Raw genomic sequence first — 17,970 nt, 5'->3', positions numbered from 1 at the left:
AGACCTAGAGCCGAACGGTCGTCCGCGCCGGGCTCTCGGCACCTAAGGTGCCAGAGTCGGAAGAGATAAGAGCCGAGACCATGCTCGGCTGCTGTTCCCCGAAGGTCGCGCTGCGCGCGTGAGCCGAGCGCAGGCTCGGCGCTACAGGACTCCGCGGCATCTGCCTTTGTAGAGCAGAGCCCATGCTCGGTTGCTGTTCCCCGAAGGTCGCGCTGCGCGCGTGAGCCGAGCGTAGGCTCGGCGCTACAGGACTCCGCGGCACCTGCGTTTGTAGAGCCGAGCCCATGCTCGGCTGCTGTTCGCCGAAGGCCGCGCTACTCCCACAGAGGCCATCTGCTCCAGGCATGGGGATACTCACCAAGACACGTAGCCAGACCGGCACGAACCGGATTGGCCGCAATGTGCATCGCCTGCGTGCGCAGGCATTCATCGCTGCGCAGCGCGTGGTCGTAGTAGCCCGGCTGCCAGATCGGCGCGTTGGCCTCCACCTGCCTGGCGATGGCTCGTCCGCTTCTGGACTTGAGGATCTGCATGCATCCGGCGAGCGTTCCGCGTCGCAGTTCGATCAGCCAGTGCAGGTGGTCCGGCATGATCACCCACGCCAGGGAGCACGTCCGCCCCGTTCGTTCTACCGTACGGAGTGCCTCGATCAGAAGGTCAACGTTGGCTTCATCGTCGAACCAGCGTCGACGCGCGTATGTCACAGCGGTGATCGCATAGACATTGCCGGTCTGCGACCACCGGCCAATACGGAGTGCGGGGCTGGACATGCCCGAAGACTATGCTGCGCCCAACAGGCTCTCCATCGGGACAACACCGCATAACTTGTCGGCCGATGCCCCGCTGTAGAGCCGAGCCCATGCTCGGCTGCTGTTCGCCAAAATCCGCGCTACGCGCGTGAGCCGAGCGCAGGCTCGGCTCTACAGGACTTCGCGTGTTACGCCACGCCGTGCAGATGTTCGTACAGGATCGTCGAACCGATGATCACCAGGATCACGCCGCCGATGATCTCGGCGCGCTTGCCGACCATGCCACCCAGCACGCGGCCGAGCATGATGCCGGCGGTGACCATGGTCAGCGTGCACAGGCCGATGACCGCAGCCATCACACCGATATGCACGTCCATGAAGGCCAGGCCGATGCCCACGGCCATCGCATCGATGCTGGTGGCGAATCCGGTCAGTGCCAGCTTCCAGAAACCGTGATGCTGCGAGGGATCCTCGTCCTCTTCAGCGCTGTCCGGGCGCACGCCGTTGATGATCATGTGCACGCCCAGCGCGAGCAGCAGGCCGAACGCGATCCAGTGGTCGAAGGCTTCCACGTATTGCAGGGCGGCACGGCCGAGCAGCCAGCCGATGATGGGCGTGATCGCCTCGATGACGCCGAAGATGATGCCGGCGCGCAGTGCATCGCGGAATACCGGCTTGCGCATGGCCGCACCCTTGCCGATCGCGGCAGCGAAGGCATCGGTAGACATGGCAAAGCCGATCAGGAGGATCGAAACAGGAGACATTGGCGGCTGCTGAAGGTCGGGCAAGGACGGACGCACGGCTCGCGCTCGCGCCCAACCTGACGTTGCGCGCGCGGGCCGCTGGTCTCGCCAACCATCATGGTTGTCCACGCCACGGCGCACTGGCCGAGTATGTTGACGTGGACGATTCCTGCGTAGGAATCCGGCTACTCCCCAAGGGGACGCGAAGCTTAGCATCGCGATCCGCGCGTGGCGCATTTCCGGGCAAACGCGCAGGCAGGGCTGGTTTGTATAGCGAAGGCTATATTGCGGCGAAAATTACAGGGGCGCGGTGCGATCCAGCCGAGCATGGGCTCGGCTCTACAAGGGGCTTCGTGGCCCGGCGTTACCTCGCGTCGCGCAGCGCGCCGAGGAACGCGCGCAGCGAGGCCGGTTTGATCGGCTTGGTCAGCACGCGGTAGCCGCGTTCGCGGGCCATGCGCTTCAGTTCATCGCGGCCGTCGGCGGTCAGCAGCGCGCCCGGCAACGGGTAGCCGGCCGCTTCGCGCAGTGCCACCAGCGCGTCCAGGCCATCCATGCGGTCGTGCAGGTGGTAGTCCACCAGCATCACCTGCGGCTGCTCGGCCACCTTCTCCAGCGCCTGGTCCACGGTCGATGCGGTGATCACCTGCACCTGCCAGCGGCCCAGCAGCGCACGCATGCCGTCGAGGATCTCCTCGTCGTTGTCCACGCACAGCACGCGCATGCCGGCCAGCGAATCGCTGCGCACCGGCTGTGGGGTCGCCTGTGCAGCGGTCACCGGCTCGGTGTAGCCCGGCAGCGGCGCCACCCGCGGCAGGATGATCGAGAACATCGAACCGCTGCCGACCCGGCTGCGCGCATTGAGGCGATGGTCGAGCAGGCGCGAGATGCGCTGGCAGATCGACAGGCCCAGGCCGAGGCCCTGCTCGCCCCAGTCGAACGGCTGCTGGTAGCGGTGGAATTCGTCGAAGATCTGCCGCATGTGGTGCTCGGGGATACCGGGGCCGGTATCCCACACCTGCAACTCCACTTCGTCGCCGCGCTGGCGCACGGCCAGCACGATGCGGCCCTGCCGCGTGTAGCGCAGCGCATTGGCCAGGAAGTTCTGCAGCACACGGCGCAGCAGGCGTCGGTCGCTGCGTACCCAGGTGGTGCGTGCGAACAGGTCCAGGCGCAGGCCGCGACCGGCGGCCACCGGCGTGTACTGCGCTGCCAGCTCGCGCATCAGCGCGCTGACGTCGAACTCGCCGATCACCGGATGCAGGCCACCGGCGTCCAGTCGGGACACGTCCAGCAGGCCATCGAGCAGCTCTTCGGCCGCACGCAGCGAAGCATCCACGCGCTCGGCCAGATGCTTCTGCTCCTCGCTCACATGATCGCTGTCACGCAGCGCCGACGCGAACAGGCGCGCGGCGTTCAGCGGCTGCAGCACGTCATGGCTGATCGCCGCCAGGAAACGCGTCTTCGACTGCTGCGCGACCTCGGCTTCGTGCGAGCGTTCGGCCACGCGCTGTTCCAGCGTTTCGTTGGCTTCCAGCAGCGCTTTTTCCGCGTGCTTGTAGTCGGTGATGTCGTTGTAGCTGGTCACGTAACCGCCGCCAGGCAGGGCCTGGCCGCGCATCTCGATCACCTTGCCGTCGCTGCGGGTGCGTTCGAAGACGTGCGGTGAACCGGCGCGCATGTAGCCGATGCGACGGTTGATCTGCACTTCGATATCGCCTTCGCCGAGCTCACCGCGTTCGGCGTTGTAACGGATCAGGTCGGCCACGGGGCGGCCCACGTACAGCATGCCGTCGGGGTAGCCGAACATGTCCTGGTAGCGGCGGTTCCAGGCGGTGAGGCGCATGTCCGGGTCGACCACGCTGACACCCGCGCTGATGTTTTCCAGCGTGGTGGACAGGATCTCGCGGTTGAAGCGCAGCTCCTGCCCAGCTTCGTCCAGCACCGCCACCACTTCGCCGAGGTCCATGCCCGAGCCGCGCAGCAGGCTGGTCAGCAGCAGGCGCGCGGACGCGGCGCCGATGGACGCGGCCAGCAGGCGCTCGGTGAACTGCACCCACGGCCGGTCCGCCGGCGCCGTCGACTGCAGCTCGCGCCCCAGCGACTGCGCCTGTTCGAAGAACGAGCGCCGTGCGTGGCGCTCGCCGACCACGCGCGAGGCCAGCGCCAGCAGGTCGCCCACGTGCACATGGCCGGGCCAGCCGCCCGCCACCGAGGGTCGCTCGGCATAGGGATCGAGGAAGGGCGCGGCGCGCAGGCGTTCGTCCACACCCGGACGCCAGCGCGCGGAGACCAGCATCATCGTGGCAACGTTGACCAGCAGCGACCAGAACGTGCCATGGGTCAGCGGGTCCCAGCCGGTCATGCCGAACAGCTGCTGCGGGCGCAGCCACTCCACGCCGAACGGCCCGTGCCGCACCCAGGTCGCATCCACCCATCCAGCCATGGTCATGGCCGGCAGCAGCAGCGTGTATATCCACGTGGCAAAGCCCAGCACCATGCCGGCCTCGACGCCGCGACGGCTGGCGCCGCGCCAGTACAGGCCACCGATCAGGCCCGGCGCGAACTGCGCCACCGCAGCGAAGGCCATCAGGCCGTACGAGGCCAGGCTGCTGTCGTTGCTGCTGCTGCGGTAGTAGCTGTAGGCCATCAGCGCCAGCAGCAGGATCGCCATGCGGCGGATCCACAGCACGCGCGAGGCCATGTCGGCCGCTTCCTGGTGGTCGCCGCTGCGGCGCAGCAGCACCGGCATCACCAGATCGTTGCTGACCATGGTGGCCAGCGCGATCGAGGCCACGATGACCATGCCGGTGGCGGCCGAGAAGCCGCCGACATAGGCGATCAACGCCAGCGCGTTGCGCCCTTCGGCGAGCGGCAGGGCCAGCACCATCGCATCATCGGCCACGCTGCCGCCGGTGCCGAACAGGGTGACGCCGGCCGTGGCGATCGGCAGCACCATCGCCGAGATCAGCACCAGATAGCCGCCGAACATCCAGCGCGCGCGGCGCACGTCACGCACGTCGCCACACTCCACCACGGCCACGTGGAACTGCCGCGGCAGGCAGATGATGGCCAGGAAACTGAGCAGCGTCTGCGAGATGAAGCCCACCGGCGGCAGGCCGGTGAACAGCGTATGCACCGACTGCACCACCGCATCGGTGCGGTTGCTCAGCCACAGGTAGGCGAACACGCCCACCGCCAGCATCGCCAGCAGCTTGATGACCGATTCGAAGGCGATGGCCAGCATCATGCCGTGGTGGTGCTCGGTGGCATCGACCTGGCGGGTACCGAACAGGGTCGCGAACAGGGCCATCAGCAGCGCCACGTACAGCGCGGGGTCGGTGAAGAAGCCGGTGGGGCCGGTGTTGCCGGTCAGCACCTGCAGGCTCATCGCCACCGCTTTGTACTGCAGCGCCAGGTACGGGACGATGCCGATCAGGGCGATGATGGCTACCAGCGCGGCCAGCCGCCGCGAGCGGCCGAAGCGCGAGGAGATGAAATCGGCGATGGACACCACGTTCTGGCTGCGCGCCACCAGCGCCAAGCGCTCGATGATGCGCCAGCCGAACAGCAGCATCAGCAGCGGGCCGATGTAGATCGGCAGGTAGCCCACGCCGTGGCGCACCGCGGTGCCTACCGCGCCGTAGAAGGTCCACGACGAGCAGTACACGGCCAGCGCCAAGCTGTAGACGACCGGCCGCAGCCACGGCCGGTCGGGATACATCGGCCGACGGTCGCCCCACCACGCCACGCCGAACAGCAGCGCGGCATAGGCAACCGAGACCAGCAGCAGGATCCAGCTGGAGACCACGCGCGCGTTTCCGTCAGGACAGGGGCCAGTAGATCACGACCGTTGGTCGTGACGGAGCATCCGTGCCCACCAACGGTGGGCACCCACCCGCAACCGGCGTTATTCCGCCGGGACGCCCATTTCCTTCAGCAGCTCCGGCGCCGGGTAGACCTTGGCCAGCAGCCAGCGCAGGTAGCGCATGTCCACGTGCACGGCACGCTTGAAGCGCGGGTCGAACCACCAGCTGGCGCTGACCGATTCCCAGTTGCTGTCGAAGTTCAGGCCGATCAGTTCGCCCTGGGCGTTGAGCACCGGCGAGCCGGAGTTGCCGCCGGTGGTGTCCAGGTTGGTCAGGAAGTTGACCGTCTGGGTCTTCAGCGCCGGGTCGGCGGTGCTGCCGAAATCACCCTTGGTGATCGCCGCCAGCAGCGGCTTGGGCGCATCGAACGGGTAGGCGTTGGTGTTCTTCTCGACGATGCCGGCGACAGTGGTCACCGGCGAGTAGGTCACGCCGTCACGCGGGTGCAGCGCTTCGACCTTGCCGTAGCTGATGCGCAGGGTGCGGTTGGCATCCGGGTACACTGCGCGGCCCTGCTTGGCACGCCAGGCGAACAGCGCCTGCATGTAGGCCGGGCGCAGGCGCAGCTGCTCGCCTTCGCGGGTCTTGCTCTCGTTCTCGATGCGCAGCTGCGCGGCCACCAGCGGGCCGGCCACGGCGATCAGCGGATCGGCGGCCAGGGCCTTGCCTTCGCGGGCAGCGGCGAAGCGGGACAGGCGCTGTGCCTCGTCACCCAGCTGGGTGCCGGCGTACAGGCCGTCCAGGGCCTTGGCCAGCTGTTCCGGCGTGCGGCCGAAGGCGGTGTCGAATTCGGCCACGCGCTGTGCGTCCGGCAGCTGCTGGTAGCGGGCCAGCAGGCGGGTCAGAAGGGCCTTCTCGACCTCCGGTGCGTAGCGGCGCTGCACCTGCTTCAGCACGCCTTCGATCATCGCCTGGTCGCGCTGCTGGTAGCCGGTTTCGCGCTGCGCGTCCGGCTTGGCCGATTCGATGCGCAGGCGTTCCAGCAGCAGCGCCGAACGCAGCAGCTGGGTCTGCAGGGCCATCTGGTCCAGCAGCAGGTCGCGCTCGCCCACCGCCGCACCCTGCGACAGGTTGGCCAGCAGCGCGTTGATGTCGGCCTGGTACCTGCGATCGGTGGCCGCCAGCATGGCGGTTTCGTCGGCCGCACGCTGGGCCTTGGCGTCGCTGCGCAGCAGGCCTTCCAGCTCACCGGCGGCGCGCTTGCGGTTGTTCTTCAGCGACTGCAGCTGCGAGGCGTAGCGGGTACGTGCCTTCGCATCGTTGGCGCTGGCCGCCTCGATGGTGTCGATCATCTGCTGGAACACCGAGACGCGGCGCGGCAGCACGGTGTCGATCTGGCCGGCGAATTCGGCCGCGGTGCGGTGGCGGTAGGTGATGCCCGGGTAACCGGCCAGCATCGCGTAATCGCCTTCCTTCGGCCCTTCCACCGACATCTGCAGGTGCGCTGGGGCCTGGTAGGGCACGTTGTCCTTGCTGTAGGCGGCCGGCTTGCCGTCCTTGCCGACGTAGGCACGCAGCAGGGTGAAATCGCCGGTGTGGCGCGGCCACATGAAGTTGTCGATCTCATCGCCGTAGTTGCCGATCGCGCGCGGCGGCGCGTAGACCAGGCGCACGTCGCTCAGTTCCAGCTGGGCGATGCGGTAGAAATCGGTGCCGTAGTACATGTTGGCCACCGAGCAGCGCACACTGCCGTCCTTCTCGCACTCGGCCACGATCTGCTTGCTGGCCGCATCGACGGCGTCGAAGTAGGCGCGGCCGGTCTTGCCCTTGGCCTGGGCCAGCACCTGGTCGGTCACCTTGTCGAAGCCAACGGTGACCAGCACGCGGAAGTCGGGATTGGCCGGGCGCTCGTCGGCGCGGCCCTGGGCGATGAAGCCGCCGTTGATCAGGTCGTGCTCGGGCGAGCTGTTGTACTGGATCACGCCCATCGCCACGTGGTGGTTGGTCAGCAGCAGGCCGTCGGCGGAAACGAACGAAGCGGTGCCACCGCCGGCACGCACCACGGCGCTCAACGGCGGTGCGGTGACGTTGGCCAGCTCGGCCGGGTTGCCCTTGAAACCGGCCGCCTTCAGCGGCTTGGCCAGCTCCGGCAGCTGGGTCGGCATCCACATGCCTTCATCGGCATGGGCGCCTGCGGCGAGGGTCAGGCCCAGGGCCAGGGCGGCAGGAAGGGTTTTACGGGCAGACATCGGCGTTTCCGGCAGTACAGAACAGCCCGGGACCATAGCCGCTGGGGGCGGATGGGGCAACGGCCGATGGTTGGGGTGGCGCGTTCATCGGCCGCGTTGTCGGCCTACAATCGCTGTTCCATCACATGCAGTCAGGGAAGCAGCATGATCGTCGGTATCGACCTGGGCACCACCCATTCGCTGGTGGGCATCTACGAGGCGGGCGGCGGTCGACTGTTCCCCAATGCGCACGGCGAGCTGCTGACGCCCTCGGTGGTCAGCCTGGCCGATGGCGCGGTGCTGGTCGGGCAGCCGGCGCGCGACCGCCTGGTCAGCCATCCGGCGCACAGCGTGGCGAACTTCAAGCGCTGGATGGGCACCGACCGGCAGACCCGCCTGGGCGACCGCAGCTTCCGCCCCGAGGAGCTCTCGGCGCTGGTGCTGCGCTCGCTGCTGGCCGACGCCGAGGCCGCCCTGGGGCAGAAGGTGGAAGAGGCGGTGATCAGCGTGCCGGCGTACTTCTCCGATGCGCAGCGCAAGGCCACGCGCACCGCCGGCGAACTGGCCGGCATCCGCGTTGAGCGCCTGATCAACGAACCCACCGCCGCCGCGCTGGCCTATGGCCTGCAGCAGCGCGAGGGCGAAGGCCGGGTGCTGGTGCTGGACCTGGGCGGCGGCACCTTCGATGTGTCGATCCTGGAGCTGTTCGACGGCGTGATCGAAGTGCATGCCAGTGCCGGCGACAATTTCCTCGGCGGCGAGGATTTCTCGAGCGTGCTGCTGGAGGCCCTGCTGGCCGACCAGCGCCTGGACCTGGCTACCCTGGCCGACAGCGAGAGGGCGCAGCTGCTGCGCCAGCTGGAACTCTTCAAGCGCGAGCTGAGCCACAGCGGCAGCAGCACGCTGGAGCTGACGCTGGGCGAACGCCGGCTGCGCTGGGAACTGGACGAGGCCGGATTCGCCCGGCTGTGCGATCCGCTGCTGCAGCGCATGCGCGGCCCGATCGAGCGGGCCATCCGCGATGCACGGCTGCAGCCGGACGCACTGGACGACATCGTGCTGGTGGGCGGGGCGGTGCGCATGCCGATGGTCAGCCGCCTGGTGACCCGCATGTTCGGCCGGCTGCCGCTGCGCCATGTCCACCCGGACCATGCCATCGCCCTGGGCGCCACCGTCGCCGCAGGCCTGAAGGGACGCAACGAGGCCCTGCGCGAAGTGGTGCTGACCGATGTCTGTCCCTACACGCTGGGTACCCAGGTGTCGCGCCGCACCCCCGATGGGCAGTCGCGCAGCGGCTATTTCCATCCCATCATCCAGCGCAACAGCGTGGTGCCGGTCAGCCGCGAGGATCAGTTCTTCCCGATCCACGAGAGCCAGCGCGAAGTCGTGATCGACATCTACCAGGGCGAAAGCCCGACCGTGGACCGCAACATCAAGCTGGGCGAGCTGCGCGTGCCGCTGACCCATCGTGCGCCGATGGAAGAACGCGGCATCACCACCCGCTTCACCTACGACATCAACGGCCTGCTGCAGGTGGAGGTCACCGAAGATGCCACGGGCCTGCGCCACGAGCTGATCCTGGAACAGAACCCGGGCCTGCTGTCGCCCGGGGAGATCCAGCAGCGCCTGCGGGCCCTGCAGGACCTGAAGATCCATCCGCGCGATGCCCAGCACAACCTGGCCGTGGTGGCCCGCGCCGAACGCCTGTACGAGGAGTTCATCGATCAGCGCGACACGCTGCAGGGCTGGCTGCTGCAGTTCCGCCACGCGCTGGACGGCCAGGACCTGCACCACATCGAGCAGCAGCGCCGCGAGCTGTCGCAGGCGCTGGACATGCTGGAGCGCGATGCATGAGCTGGGGCCTGGACGTGCTGGAGCTGGACGAGGATGCCGACGAACGTGCGATCAAGCGGGCCTACGCGCAGCGCCTGCGGGTGACCCGCCCGGAGGACGATCCGGTCGCCTTCCAGCACCTGCACGAGGCCTACCAGGCCGCACTGGCATGGGCGAAGGATCGCGCTGCAGAGGAGGCCCCGTGGCCCGGCAGCGGACCGGAAGCACCACTGCAATGGGCAGCGCCGAGCGCTGCGGAGGCGGGTCCCCAGGCGGATGACCACGTGCGGGCCGACCCGCGCATGGACGTGGAGGCCATCGCCGGCCGCATCCTGGCCGAAGCCGTACAGCAGGAGCCGGACGTGCTGCAGGAGTGGCTGGCGCAGCAGCCGGAACTGTGGTCGCTGCAGGGGAAGGCGCGGATCAGTGACGCCCTGCTGGACGCGCTGTTCTCCGCCACCGAGCCGGTGCAGGCCGACAACCTCGATGTGCTGGCCGAACTGTTCGGCTGGGACGAGATCGGCAGCAGCGTGGATCCCTATGCACTGGATGCACGGCGCATGGAGATGCACCGCCAGTGGGTGGTGCAGCCGGGCAACCACCACCGCCTGGCCGAACTGCTGCATCGCTGCGGATTGCCGGACCCGCCCGTCGCGGCCCGCGAGCATATGGCCTGGCTGTCGCGTCCATGGAATCACTGGCAGGCGCTGCTCACTTCGTTGTCGCCCCAGCGTGGGCGCGACCTCAACCAGACCCTTGATGCCCTCGGCATCGATGACGACACGCCGGTGCCGGCCCCACTGCAGGCCCGCCAGATCGCGTTCTGGCGCGACATCGGCGCGATGCACCGGCTGAACCGCGAGCGCTGGCTGCAGGGACTGCTGCGCGGTGTCGCGTGTGCGGTGATCGCCGCGCTGCTGGTGCTGGCCGTGGGCGTGCTGGGCCAGTTTGCCTCCGGTGACGGCGCTGCCGGCATCCATCCGATGGCCACCTACGCACGGGTGGCACTGTACGCCACGCTGGCGCTGGTGCTGCTGGGCGCAGTCGCCCCCGCGGTGCAGACCTTCCTGCACTGGCAGGTGCAGGACGAGCAGCCACATCGGTCCGCGCTCGCGGCGCTGCTGCCGATTCCGCTGCTGGCGATCGTGGCCATCGTGCTGATCCACGGGCTGGAGCTGCGCACGGCCGGCACCCTGCTCGCCTGGCCGGTACTCGGCCTGTCCGTGTGGCGCTGGTGGCGGCGCAGCCACCTGCAGATCCAGTTCAACGGCTGGCTGCTGCTGTCGGTGGTGCCGTTCCTGAAACTGCTGATCCTCGGCATGAGCTACGCCGAACTGCCGGTCGCCCTCGCACTGGGATTGTGGGCGCGCGATGCCTGGACCCAGGTGTGGCGCCGCCAGCGATGAGCGACTGGGTGGCGCTGCTGGGGCTGGACGCCGACGCCGACGAACGCGCCATCAAGCGCGCCTATGCGCAGCAGCTGCGCGTCACCCGGCCCGAAGATGACCCGGTTGCGTTCCAGCGGCTGCACGAGGCCTACCAGGCCGCGCTGGCGCAACTGCGCGAGGATGCAGCGCCGCCTGCGGAGGACCGCCCGGCGCCGGCATCGACGGATACGGTGGACGCCGAGGGCGTCGCCGCGCAGCTGCTCGTGGTGGCCAGCCAGGGCGACACGGCCCTGCTCCAGCAGTCGCTGCAGCAGCAACCGGAGCTGTGGTCGCTGCACGGCAAGCAGCGCATCGGCGACGCCGTGCTGCAGCGGCTGGTGATCGACGAACCGGCGCTGCCGCGCAGCACCTTCGACACGCTCAGCGGGTGTTTCAACTGGGATGACCCGGTGCGGGGCATGGACCTGCACTGGCTGGATGCGGTGGCGCGCCGCTGCGAGCAGCGCTGGCTGCTGTCACCCGCCGGTGCGCAGGCACTGGCGACCCGCTACCTGGGCATCAGCGAGTCGCTGCTCGTGCCCGGCAGCGATGTGCTTCCCAGCCTGCGCGAGCATCGCCCGGCCTGGCGCAACCTGCTGGACACCCTGCAGCCGTCGCGCGCGCACCAGGCGATCAGCCTGCTGGCGGCACTCGGCTACTGGCACGACCTGCGCGTGCCACCCGGCCTGGATGCAGGACAGGTCGCGTTCTGGTCACGCTTCGGGCGCGAGGGCGATGCCATCCATTGGCAGGCCGGTGGCCTGCGCGCCTTGCTGGTCGCGCTGGTCCTAGGGCTGATCTGCACCTGGGCCGTGATCGCCAGCTGGCCACTGCCGGCCTCGGAGGATGGCGCGCTGGATGGCGGCCAGCGCGCGGCGCTGATCATCGCCGCTGCGGTGCTGCTGGTTCCAGGGCTGTGGCTCACGTCCCACGCCACACGCGCGATCATCCGCTGGCAGTCGCTGCCGGAGCACGTCGCCACCGTCCTGCCGGGGCTGCGCATCCTGACCATTCCACTGGCAGTCGCCGCGGTGATGGGCGCGTTCCACCTGGCGCTGCGTTTCACCACCGGGGTTCCGGTGTTCTCGCTGGTACTGCTGGTCACCGCCAGCGGTGCCGTGCTGCGCATGGCCCGCCAGCGCTTCCTGCAGCGCTGCGGCTCAGCGGAGCAGGACGCGCCCTCCGGCAGCCTGGTGGTGGCCATCGTGCTGATCGTGCCCGCGCTGGTCATGGCGCTGGTCTACTGGGCGAAAGACCTGCACGTCCACCGCGGCGAGCTGCGCTGGCTCAACCGCTGAGGGGTCGGATCCGTTTCAACGAAAGGGCTCCGACCCCGGCCGGGTCATTTTTCGCGACGCCAGTTCAGCGAGCCGCGGTTTTCCACCGTGCTCGACTCCACTTCCACGTCGAAGCCGCGGCGCAGCAGGTACTTCAGGGTCAGCACCGAACCGGCGCCGACCATCGACACGCCGTAGCCGACGTAGAGCTTGGGCGAGATGTACTTGCCGAAGCCAATCACCGAACCGCCCAGCGCGCGCGACTGGCTCACGCCGGCATCGTCCAGGCCCAGCTTGGCGCCCAGCTGCGAAGCCAGCAGGCCGCTGCCGGCCGACAACGCCGCCGAGGCCGCGGTGACCTGCTGGGTCTGGTCGGTGCTGGCATTGGTCAGGCTGCGGCCCAGCACCAGGTAGGCCAGTGCCTCGGACTGCGACATCGCCGGGTCGGACCACACATCGGCCCGCGGCTGCTGCGCGCGGCCGGTCACGTCGATGCCAGCGGTGACATCACCGATGCGGCGCTCGGCGCGGATGTTGATCCGTGGATCGGAGACGGCGTTGTAGTTCCAGTTGAGGTTGCCGCGGGTGATGGTCAGGTCCTGGCCGTAGGCCTTGTAGCGGCCGCTCACCTCAAGCCCGCCGTTGGCGGTCATCTCGCGGCCGGGCTTGGCCCAGACCTGCATCTTGCCGGTCAGCCCGCCCTTCAGGCCGAATCCGGTCATCTTCACCTTGTCGCCCAGGCTCACGGTCAGGTCCATGTCCAGCGGCGAGGTGCGCGATTCCTCCGGGTCGGCCGGATCCAGCACCACCACGTCCTCGGACACCGAAGTGCCGCGGTCCAGGCGCTCCAGGTCGATGTCGGCCTCGGGCACGTTGACCGTGCCGCGCAGCTCCATCGCCGCCTTGGCCAGGGTGAAGTCGAGATCGGGGTTGGCGACGATGCGCAGTTCGCTGGTGTTGGACACCAGCACGTTCTCGCCATGGATCTTCAGCTGCAGCGGCTGCGCATCGCCGAACCAGGACAGGCCGCCATCGACGTACAACGTGCCCTTGCCCGAATTGGCCTGCGCAGTGATCTTGGCCGAGCCATCGGGCTGGGCGACGAAGCTGCCCTTGCCCTGGTCGAAGGTCAGGCCCAGCGCCGGGAATTCGCCCTTGAAGTTGGTCAGCTGCGCGTCACCGCCCAGCGAGGGCTGGCCGCGCGTGCCACGCAGGCTCACGTGGCCTTCGATCAGGCCGGTGGGACGCACGATGTCCGGTGAGAAAAGCTCCAGCCAGTACAGCCGCGACATGTTGAGATAGAGTTCACCGTTCAACGGCGCGCTGGCTTCCCAGCCGGTCTGCATCTTCGCATCGACGAAGCCGTTGCCCTGGAAGCCCATGCCCAGGTAGCCCTTGATGCTGGCCGGGGTCATGTCCAGCTTCAGCGAGAACTGGTCGTAGCGCACCAGTTCGCCGCGGGTGCTGTCGGTGCCGGCGTTGCGGATCTCGCCCAGGCGCACGCCGCCTTCCTTCGAGCGCACTTCCACGTGGCCTTCCCAGGCATTGGCGCGCGGACGGATCTGCGCGTCCAGGCTGACATCGCCGCGCAGGTAGATGCGGCGGCCGGACTGCGGCGGCAGCCACGGCTGCACCAGCGACAGCGGCAGCGCATCACTGCGCACCACCACGCCCTCGCGCGGCCAGTTGGCCTGCGCGCACAGTGCGCCGCTGCCGGTGGTGGCCAGGCAGGCTTCGGACAGCGTGTAGGTGCTGCCGTTGATGGCGAAGGTCGCCGGTGCACGCAGCGACCACGGATCGCCCTTCATCGGCGCGATGCGCAGCGCGGACAGTTCACCGCGCCACTGCGTGCCCTGCTGGCGCACGCTGCCCTGCAGGTCGATCGCACCCATCTCGTTGCGCGTCTGTGCGGCCAGGCGCAGGTTGGACACGCTGCCCTGCGCATCCACGTTCAAGCGCTCCAGCAGCATGCCGGCGTTGACCTGCTGGCCCTGCACCGCCAGCGTGCCGCTGTCGCCCCGCCACGGCAGGTGGCCCTTGATGCTCAGGCTTTCGGCGCCGTAGCCATCCCAGTTGAGGTTGTTGCCGACCAGGTCGGCGGTGATGTCCGGCGCATCGCGCGGGCCCTTCACCTGCACCTGGCCACGCAGGCCACCGTCGGCGCCGGGCAGCAGGTCGCTCAGCTGCAGCGGCTCGAAGCGTGCATCGATGTCCAGGCGATCGCCGACCTTGCCCGACGCGGTCACCCGGCTGCTGCCCACGGTCAGCTTCAGCTCGCCCTGGCCCTGTTCGCCCTGCAGGGCGAACTTGCCCTGCGCGTCGACGTTGCGCTGGCGCAGCGTGCCCTTCAGCGAGGGCAGGTCCACGGTCGCCTGCAGCATACCGGCAGTGCCGGCCGGCGCATTGGCCGGCGGCGGCAGCTGCTGGCCCTTGGAGGCCAGATTGCCCGACAGGCGGCCATTCCAGCCCGGCACGAAATAGCCCGGATCGAAGTCCTTCAGCGTGGCCTTGGCATCCCAGTCCAGCTGCGGCGACCAGGCCAGCTGGCCCTCCACCTGCAGCTGGCCACCCGGGGTCTGCGCCTGCAGCTGGTGGATCTGCGCGGCCTTGTCGTTGCCGCGCACATCGAAGCGCAGCTGCGCCTTCTGTTGCTCGCGCTGCACGTCGGCGCGGCCGATCGCGGCCCAGGCCTGCAGCGTGCCGGCCAGGCCGAAGCGCGCTTCTTTCAACGTCACCGGCACCGGTGCGCTGCCGGCGGTATTAGGGTCCGGTGCCGGCACCCAGGTCAGGTTCTGCGCGATCACCGAGAAATTGAGCTTCTGCTGGTCTTCCTGGCTGAAATCGGCGATGCCTTCCAAGCGTGCTTCGCCGCCCAGGCCCTTCACCACCAGCGGCGAGACCTTCAGCACCTGGTCCTGCAGCGAGACCACCGACGGTGCCAGTTCCAGTTCCTGTTCGCCCTGCTTCACCCGCCCATGCAGGTTGGCGTTGCCGCCCTTGCCCGAGGCGGTGAAATCCAATGCCAGCGGCGCGATGCCCGAAGTCGCCAGCGCCGGCGACAGCAGCGCCAGGTCCAGTTCATCGCTGCGGACCGTGGCATTCCAGGTCGGGTCGGTGCGGCCGTCGAACACCAGCATCGCCTTCAGCGGCTGCGGTGCACGGCCAGCCACGGCCACTTCCATGTGGCCCAGGTCGCCGCGCGCGACCAGGCCCAGGGTGGCGGCGGTGCGCCCGCGCGGTGCCGGCAGCACGGCGGTCACGGTCACGTCGGTGTCGTAATCCTCGGCCGGGATGTAGCGGCCCTGGGCGGTGAAATCACCCATGTCGCTGTCCACGACCAGCTGGCGGGCCTGGAACTCGCCATTGGCGATCTCGATGCCGCCGCGTACGCGGGCGATGTCGATCAGCGGTTCGTTGCCCTGGCTGATGCGGAAACCATCAATGGCGATGACATCGGCCTGGATCGCCAGCGGCATCTCGATCTGCGGCAGCGAATCAGGCCACGACGGCAGCTTGAACGGCTCGTCGCTCTTGGCCAGGTTGAGCGTGGCGTTGGTCAGTTCCAGCTTGTCCAGCAGCAGTTTGCGGCCCAGCAGCGGGCGCAGGTCCGGTTCCAGGTGCGCGCGCTCGGCGTGGAAGTGGATGTCGTCGTAGCGGAAATCGACGTTGTACAGGGTCAGCGGGCCGGCCACCGGGCCGTCCGCCTTGTCCCAGGTGAAGCTGGCGCCCACCGGCAGCCGCGCCACCACCTGCGCCAGCAGCACATCACGGCCGGCCACGGTCTGCAGCAGCCAGTACACGGCCAGCAGCGCCAGCAGCACCAGGCCGATCACGCCCACGCCCGACCATGCCCAGAAACGGCGGCGGCGGTAGAAGCGCAAGCGCGGCGGCGGCGGGGTGCGGGTATCCGGGGTCTGCGCGCTCACAGGTCCGCTCCGATGTTCAGGTACAGCTGGAACTGCGAATCAGGGTTGTTCAGGCCATGCGCGATGTCCACGCGCACCGGGCCCACCGGCGATTTCCAGCGCACGCCGAAGCCCACGCCGGTGTGCAGGTCGATGGTGTTGTCGAACGCGCTGCCGGTGTCGACGAAGACCGCCGCACCCCAGGGGCCGCCCTTGAAGTAATGCTCGTACTCGGCCGAACCGACCACCAGGTTCTTCGCACCCAGCGCGTACTTGTCCGGGGCCGGCGTACGCGGGCCCACCTCACGGAAGGCATAGCCGCGGATGCTGCGGTCACCACCGGCGAAGTAGCGCAGGCTCGGCGGCATCGCCACCAGGTCGCTGGTCCAGGTGGTGCCCCCTTCACCGCGGAGGATCAGGCGGTCGCTCTGCCCCACCGGGATGTACCAGCGCAGCACGGCATTGGCCTGCACGAAGCTCGTATCCGACCCGGCGCCCTCGATGCCGCCGCGCAGGGTGGCGGTGCCGCTGATGCCGCTGCGCGGGAACAGCGGATCGTCGACGTTGACGTAGTCGGCCACCAGCTGCGGGTAGACCAGGGTCGAGGTGTTGTAGACCGCGTTGGTGAACTCGGTGCCCGAGGCATAGCGCCAGCGCTCGCGCAGGGCGTTCATCGAGGCGATGGCGGTCCAGTTCTCGTTGATCTGCCCGCTGCGGCTGGCGATCAGCTTGAAGTTGCGCAGGTCGATGTAATCGGTCTGCTCATCGTAGGCGCTGGCGGTAAAGCCGTACCAGCCGTCGAGCCACTTGAACGCCGGCACGCGGTAGGTGCTGGTCAGGCTCTTGCGCTTCTGCGCATAGTCCAGCTGGGTGTTCATCTTGTGGCCGCGGCTGTTCACGTAGCGCCGCTCGATGCCACCGCGCACACCCGCGCCGCTCTCGCTGCCGTAGCTCAGGCCCGAGGTGTAGATGGTGCGCTTGGCCCGGGTCAGCTTCACGTCCACCGGCACTTCGCCGTTCTCGTCGGCCTGGTCCGGGCGCGGCTGGATGTCGATCACGCTGAAGTAGTCGAGCTTGGTCAGCGACTCGCGCAGGCGGTCCAGCTTGCCTTCGTGGAAGTAGCTGCCCTGTTCCCAGTACACCAGCGGGTCGAACAGCTTGTCGACGAAGTAATCCTGCTCGAAGGTCACCGGGCCCATGTTGTAGCGGCGGCCGCTGTCCCAGGTCAGGTCGATGTCGGCGGCGTTCTCGGCGCGGGTGACCTGCACCTGGCGCTGGGTGTAATCAGCATCGAAGTAGCCACGCTCGGCCAGGCGCCGGGTGATGGTGATCTTGCTGGCTTCGTACTGGGTGTGTTCGAAGCGCTGGCCCTTGCGCGGCTTGAACGCGGCCAGGTCATCCTGCAGGTACTGGTCGTACATGGCCGGGCCGGTGATGTCGATGTGCTCGCGGCGCACGCGCACCGGCTCGCCCTTCTCCACCCGGATATGCACCTGCACGCGCTCGTCCTGGCGGGGCGCTTCCACGGTGATGACCGGGTTGTAGTAACCGAACGGTTCCAGCGCCTCGCGGGTCTGCCGCTCGGCCTGCGACAGCAGGTATTCCAGCCGCGACTCGCCCTGTTCCTTGCCGATGGTGTCGTACAGCGTCAGCGATTCCTGGATGTTCTCGATGATCGCGGCGTCGTCGCCCTTGTCCAATCCCTTGATGTCCACCTTGTCGATGGTGCCGCGCGCATGGGCCACGGAAGAGGTGGCCAGGGTCAGGACCATCAGCGGGAGGGCGTATTTCTTTGGCTGCATGCGGCACAGCATACCGACCGCGCGTGACGATGCGAAATGCAGCGCGCGAATGGGGATAGGTTGTTAAGTGGCAGTCAAAATGCGCAGCTTTGTGCGCGTTATCTGCACGATATGGGTAGCGGGGGGGGGGGGGGGGGGGGGGGGGGGGGGGGGGGGGGGGGGGGGGGGGGGGGGGGGGGGGGGCGGGGGGGGGGGGG

The 17,970-nt window shown here is 68.5% G+C and carries 9 protein-coding genes and 1 riboswitch; of the genes, 3 read left to right on the top strand and 6 right to left on the bottom strand.

The genetic code is table 11. From position 1 onward, the window contains the following. Positions 1 to 314: 314 nt before the first annotated feature. From NQ204_RS18735 to NQ204_RS18720, 4 genes are all read right to left on the bottom strand, one after another. On the bottom strand, positions 315 to 770 hold the full coding sequence (locus NQ204_RS18735; RefSeq protein WP_256644635.1) for an REP-associated tyrosine transposase: 456 nt from the start codon (positions 768 to 770) through the stop codon (positions 315 to 317). 167 nt (positions 771 to 937) lie between these two features. Then, positions 938 to 1,513, bottom strand: a complete 576-nt coding sequence (locus NQ204_RS18730) for a manganese efflux pump MntP (protein WP_256644634.1) — start codon at positions 1,511 to 1,513, stop codon at positions 938 to 940. Positions 1,514 to 1,602: 89 nt separating this feature from the next. Further along, positions 1,603 to 1,692: riboswitch (yybP-ykoY riboswitch) on the bottom strand. 164 nt (positions 1,693 to 1,856) lie between these two features. Further along, complete coding sequence (locus NQ204_RS18725; protein WP_116863084.1) at positions 1,857 to 5,303, bottom strand: hybrid sensor histidine kinase/response regulator; 3,447 nt, start codon at positions 5,301 to 5,303, stop codon at positions 1,857 to 1,859. Positions 5,304 to 5,402: 99 nt separating this feature from the next. Next, positions 5,403 to 7,550, bottom strand: coding sequence for a S46 family peptidase (locus NQ204_RS18720; protein WP_256644633.1), 2,148 nt, complete (start codon positions 7,548 to 7,550; stop codon positions 5,403 to 5,405). 144 nt (positions 7,551 to 7,694) lie between these two features. Here NQ204_RS18720 and NQ204_RS18715 point away from each other — a divergent pair, with 144 nt between their 5' ends. Genes NQ204_RS18715 through NQ204_RS18705 form a run of 3 tightly spaced genes read left to right on the top strand, consistent with a single transcriptional unit; the run spans position 7,695 to position 12,087 of the window. After that, positions 7,695 to 9,383, top strand: coding sequence for a molecular chaperone HscC (locus NQ204_RS18715; RefSeq protein ID WP_256644632.1), 1,689 nt, complete (start codon positions 7,695 to 7,697; stop codon positions 9,381 to 9,383). Continuing rightward, a complete protein-coding gene (locus NQ204_RS18710) occupies positions 9,380 to 10,768 on the top strand; it encodes a J domain-containing protein (protein WP_256644631.1) in 1,389 nt (462 codons plus the stop codon). Before NQ204_RS18715 ends, NQ204_RS18710 begins: the two co-directional genes overlap by 4 nt. Then, positions 10,765 to 12,087: a J domain-containing protein gene (locus tag NQ204_RS18705; protein ID WP_256644630.1), complete on the top strand. Its 1,323-nt coding sequence runs from the start codon at positions 10,765 to 10,767 to the stop codon at positions 12,085 to 12,087. The genes NQ204_RS18710 and NQ204_RS18705 overlap by 4 nt, the downstream gene beginning before the upstream one ends. A gap of 44 nt (positions 12,088 to 12,131) precedes the next feature. Here the strand turns inward: NQ204_RS18705 and NQ204_RS18700 are convergent, their stop codons facing one another. Further along, on the bottom strand, positions 12,132 to 15,992 hold the full coding sequence (locus NQ204_RS18700; RefSeq protein WP_256644629.1) for a translocation/assembly module TamB domain-containing protein: 3,861 nt from the start codon (positions 15,990 to 15,992) through the stop codon (positions 12,132 to 12,134). Continuing rightward, complete coding sequence (locus NQ204_RS18695) at positions 15,989 to 17,785, bottom strand: autotransporter assembly complex protein TamA (protein ID WP_256644628.1); 1,797 nt, start codon at positions 17,783 to 17,785, stop codon at positions 15,989 to 15,991. The genes NQ204_RS18700 and NQ204_RS18695 overlap by 4 nt, the downstream gene beginning before the upstream one ends. Between the last annotated feature and the right edge of the window lie 185 nt (positions 17,786 to 17,970).

The organism is Stenotrophomonas testudinis (assembly GCF_024499815.1).
GTDB lineage: Bacteria > Pseudomonadota > Gammaproteobacteria > Xanthomonadales > Xanthomonadaceae > Stenotrophomonas.
This window is presented reverse-complemented; position numbering and strand designations above follow the sequence as displayed.

Excerpts from the sequence above, each read along its gene's own strand:
- NQ204_RS18705 (WP_256644630.1), top strand. The coding sequence starts at position 10,765 with ATGAGCGACTGGGTGGCGCTGCTGGGGCTGGACGCCGACGCCGACGAA.
- NQ204_RS18715 (WP_256644632.1), top strand. The coding sequence starts at position 7,695 with ATGATCGTCGGTATCGACCTGGGCACCACCCATTCGCTGGTGGGCATC.
- NQ204_RS18695 (WP_256644628.1), bottom strand. The coding sequence starts at position 17,785 with ATGCTGTGCCGCATGCAGCCAAAGAAATACGCCCTCCCGCTGATGGTC.
- NQ204_RS18730 (WP_256644634.1), bottom strand. The coding sequence starts at position 1,513 with ATGTCTCCTGTTTCGATCCTCCTGATCGGCTTTGCCATGTCTACCGAT.
- NQ204_RS18720 (WP_256644633.1), bottom strand. The coding sequence starts at position 7,550 with ATGTCTGCCCGTAAAACCCTTCCTGCCGCCCTGGCCCTGGGCCTGACC.
- NQ204_RS18710 (WP_256644631.1), top strand. The coding sequence starts at position 9,380 with ATGAGCTGGGGCCTGGACGTGCTGGAGCTGGACGAGGATGCCGACGAA.
- NQ204_RS18735 (WP_256644635.1), bottom strand. The coding sequence starts at position 770 with ATGTCCAGCCCCGCACTCCGTATTGGCCGGTGGTCGCAGACCGGCAAT.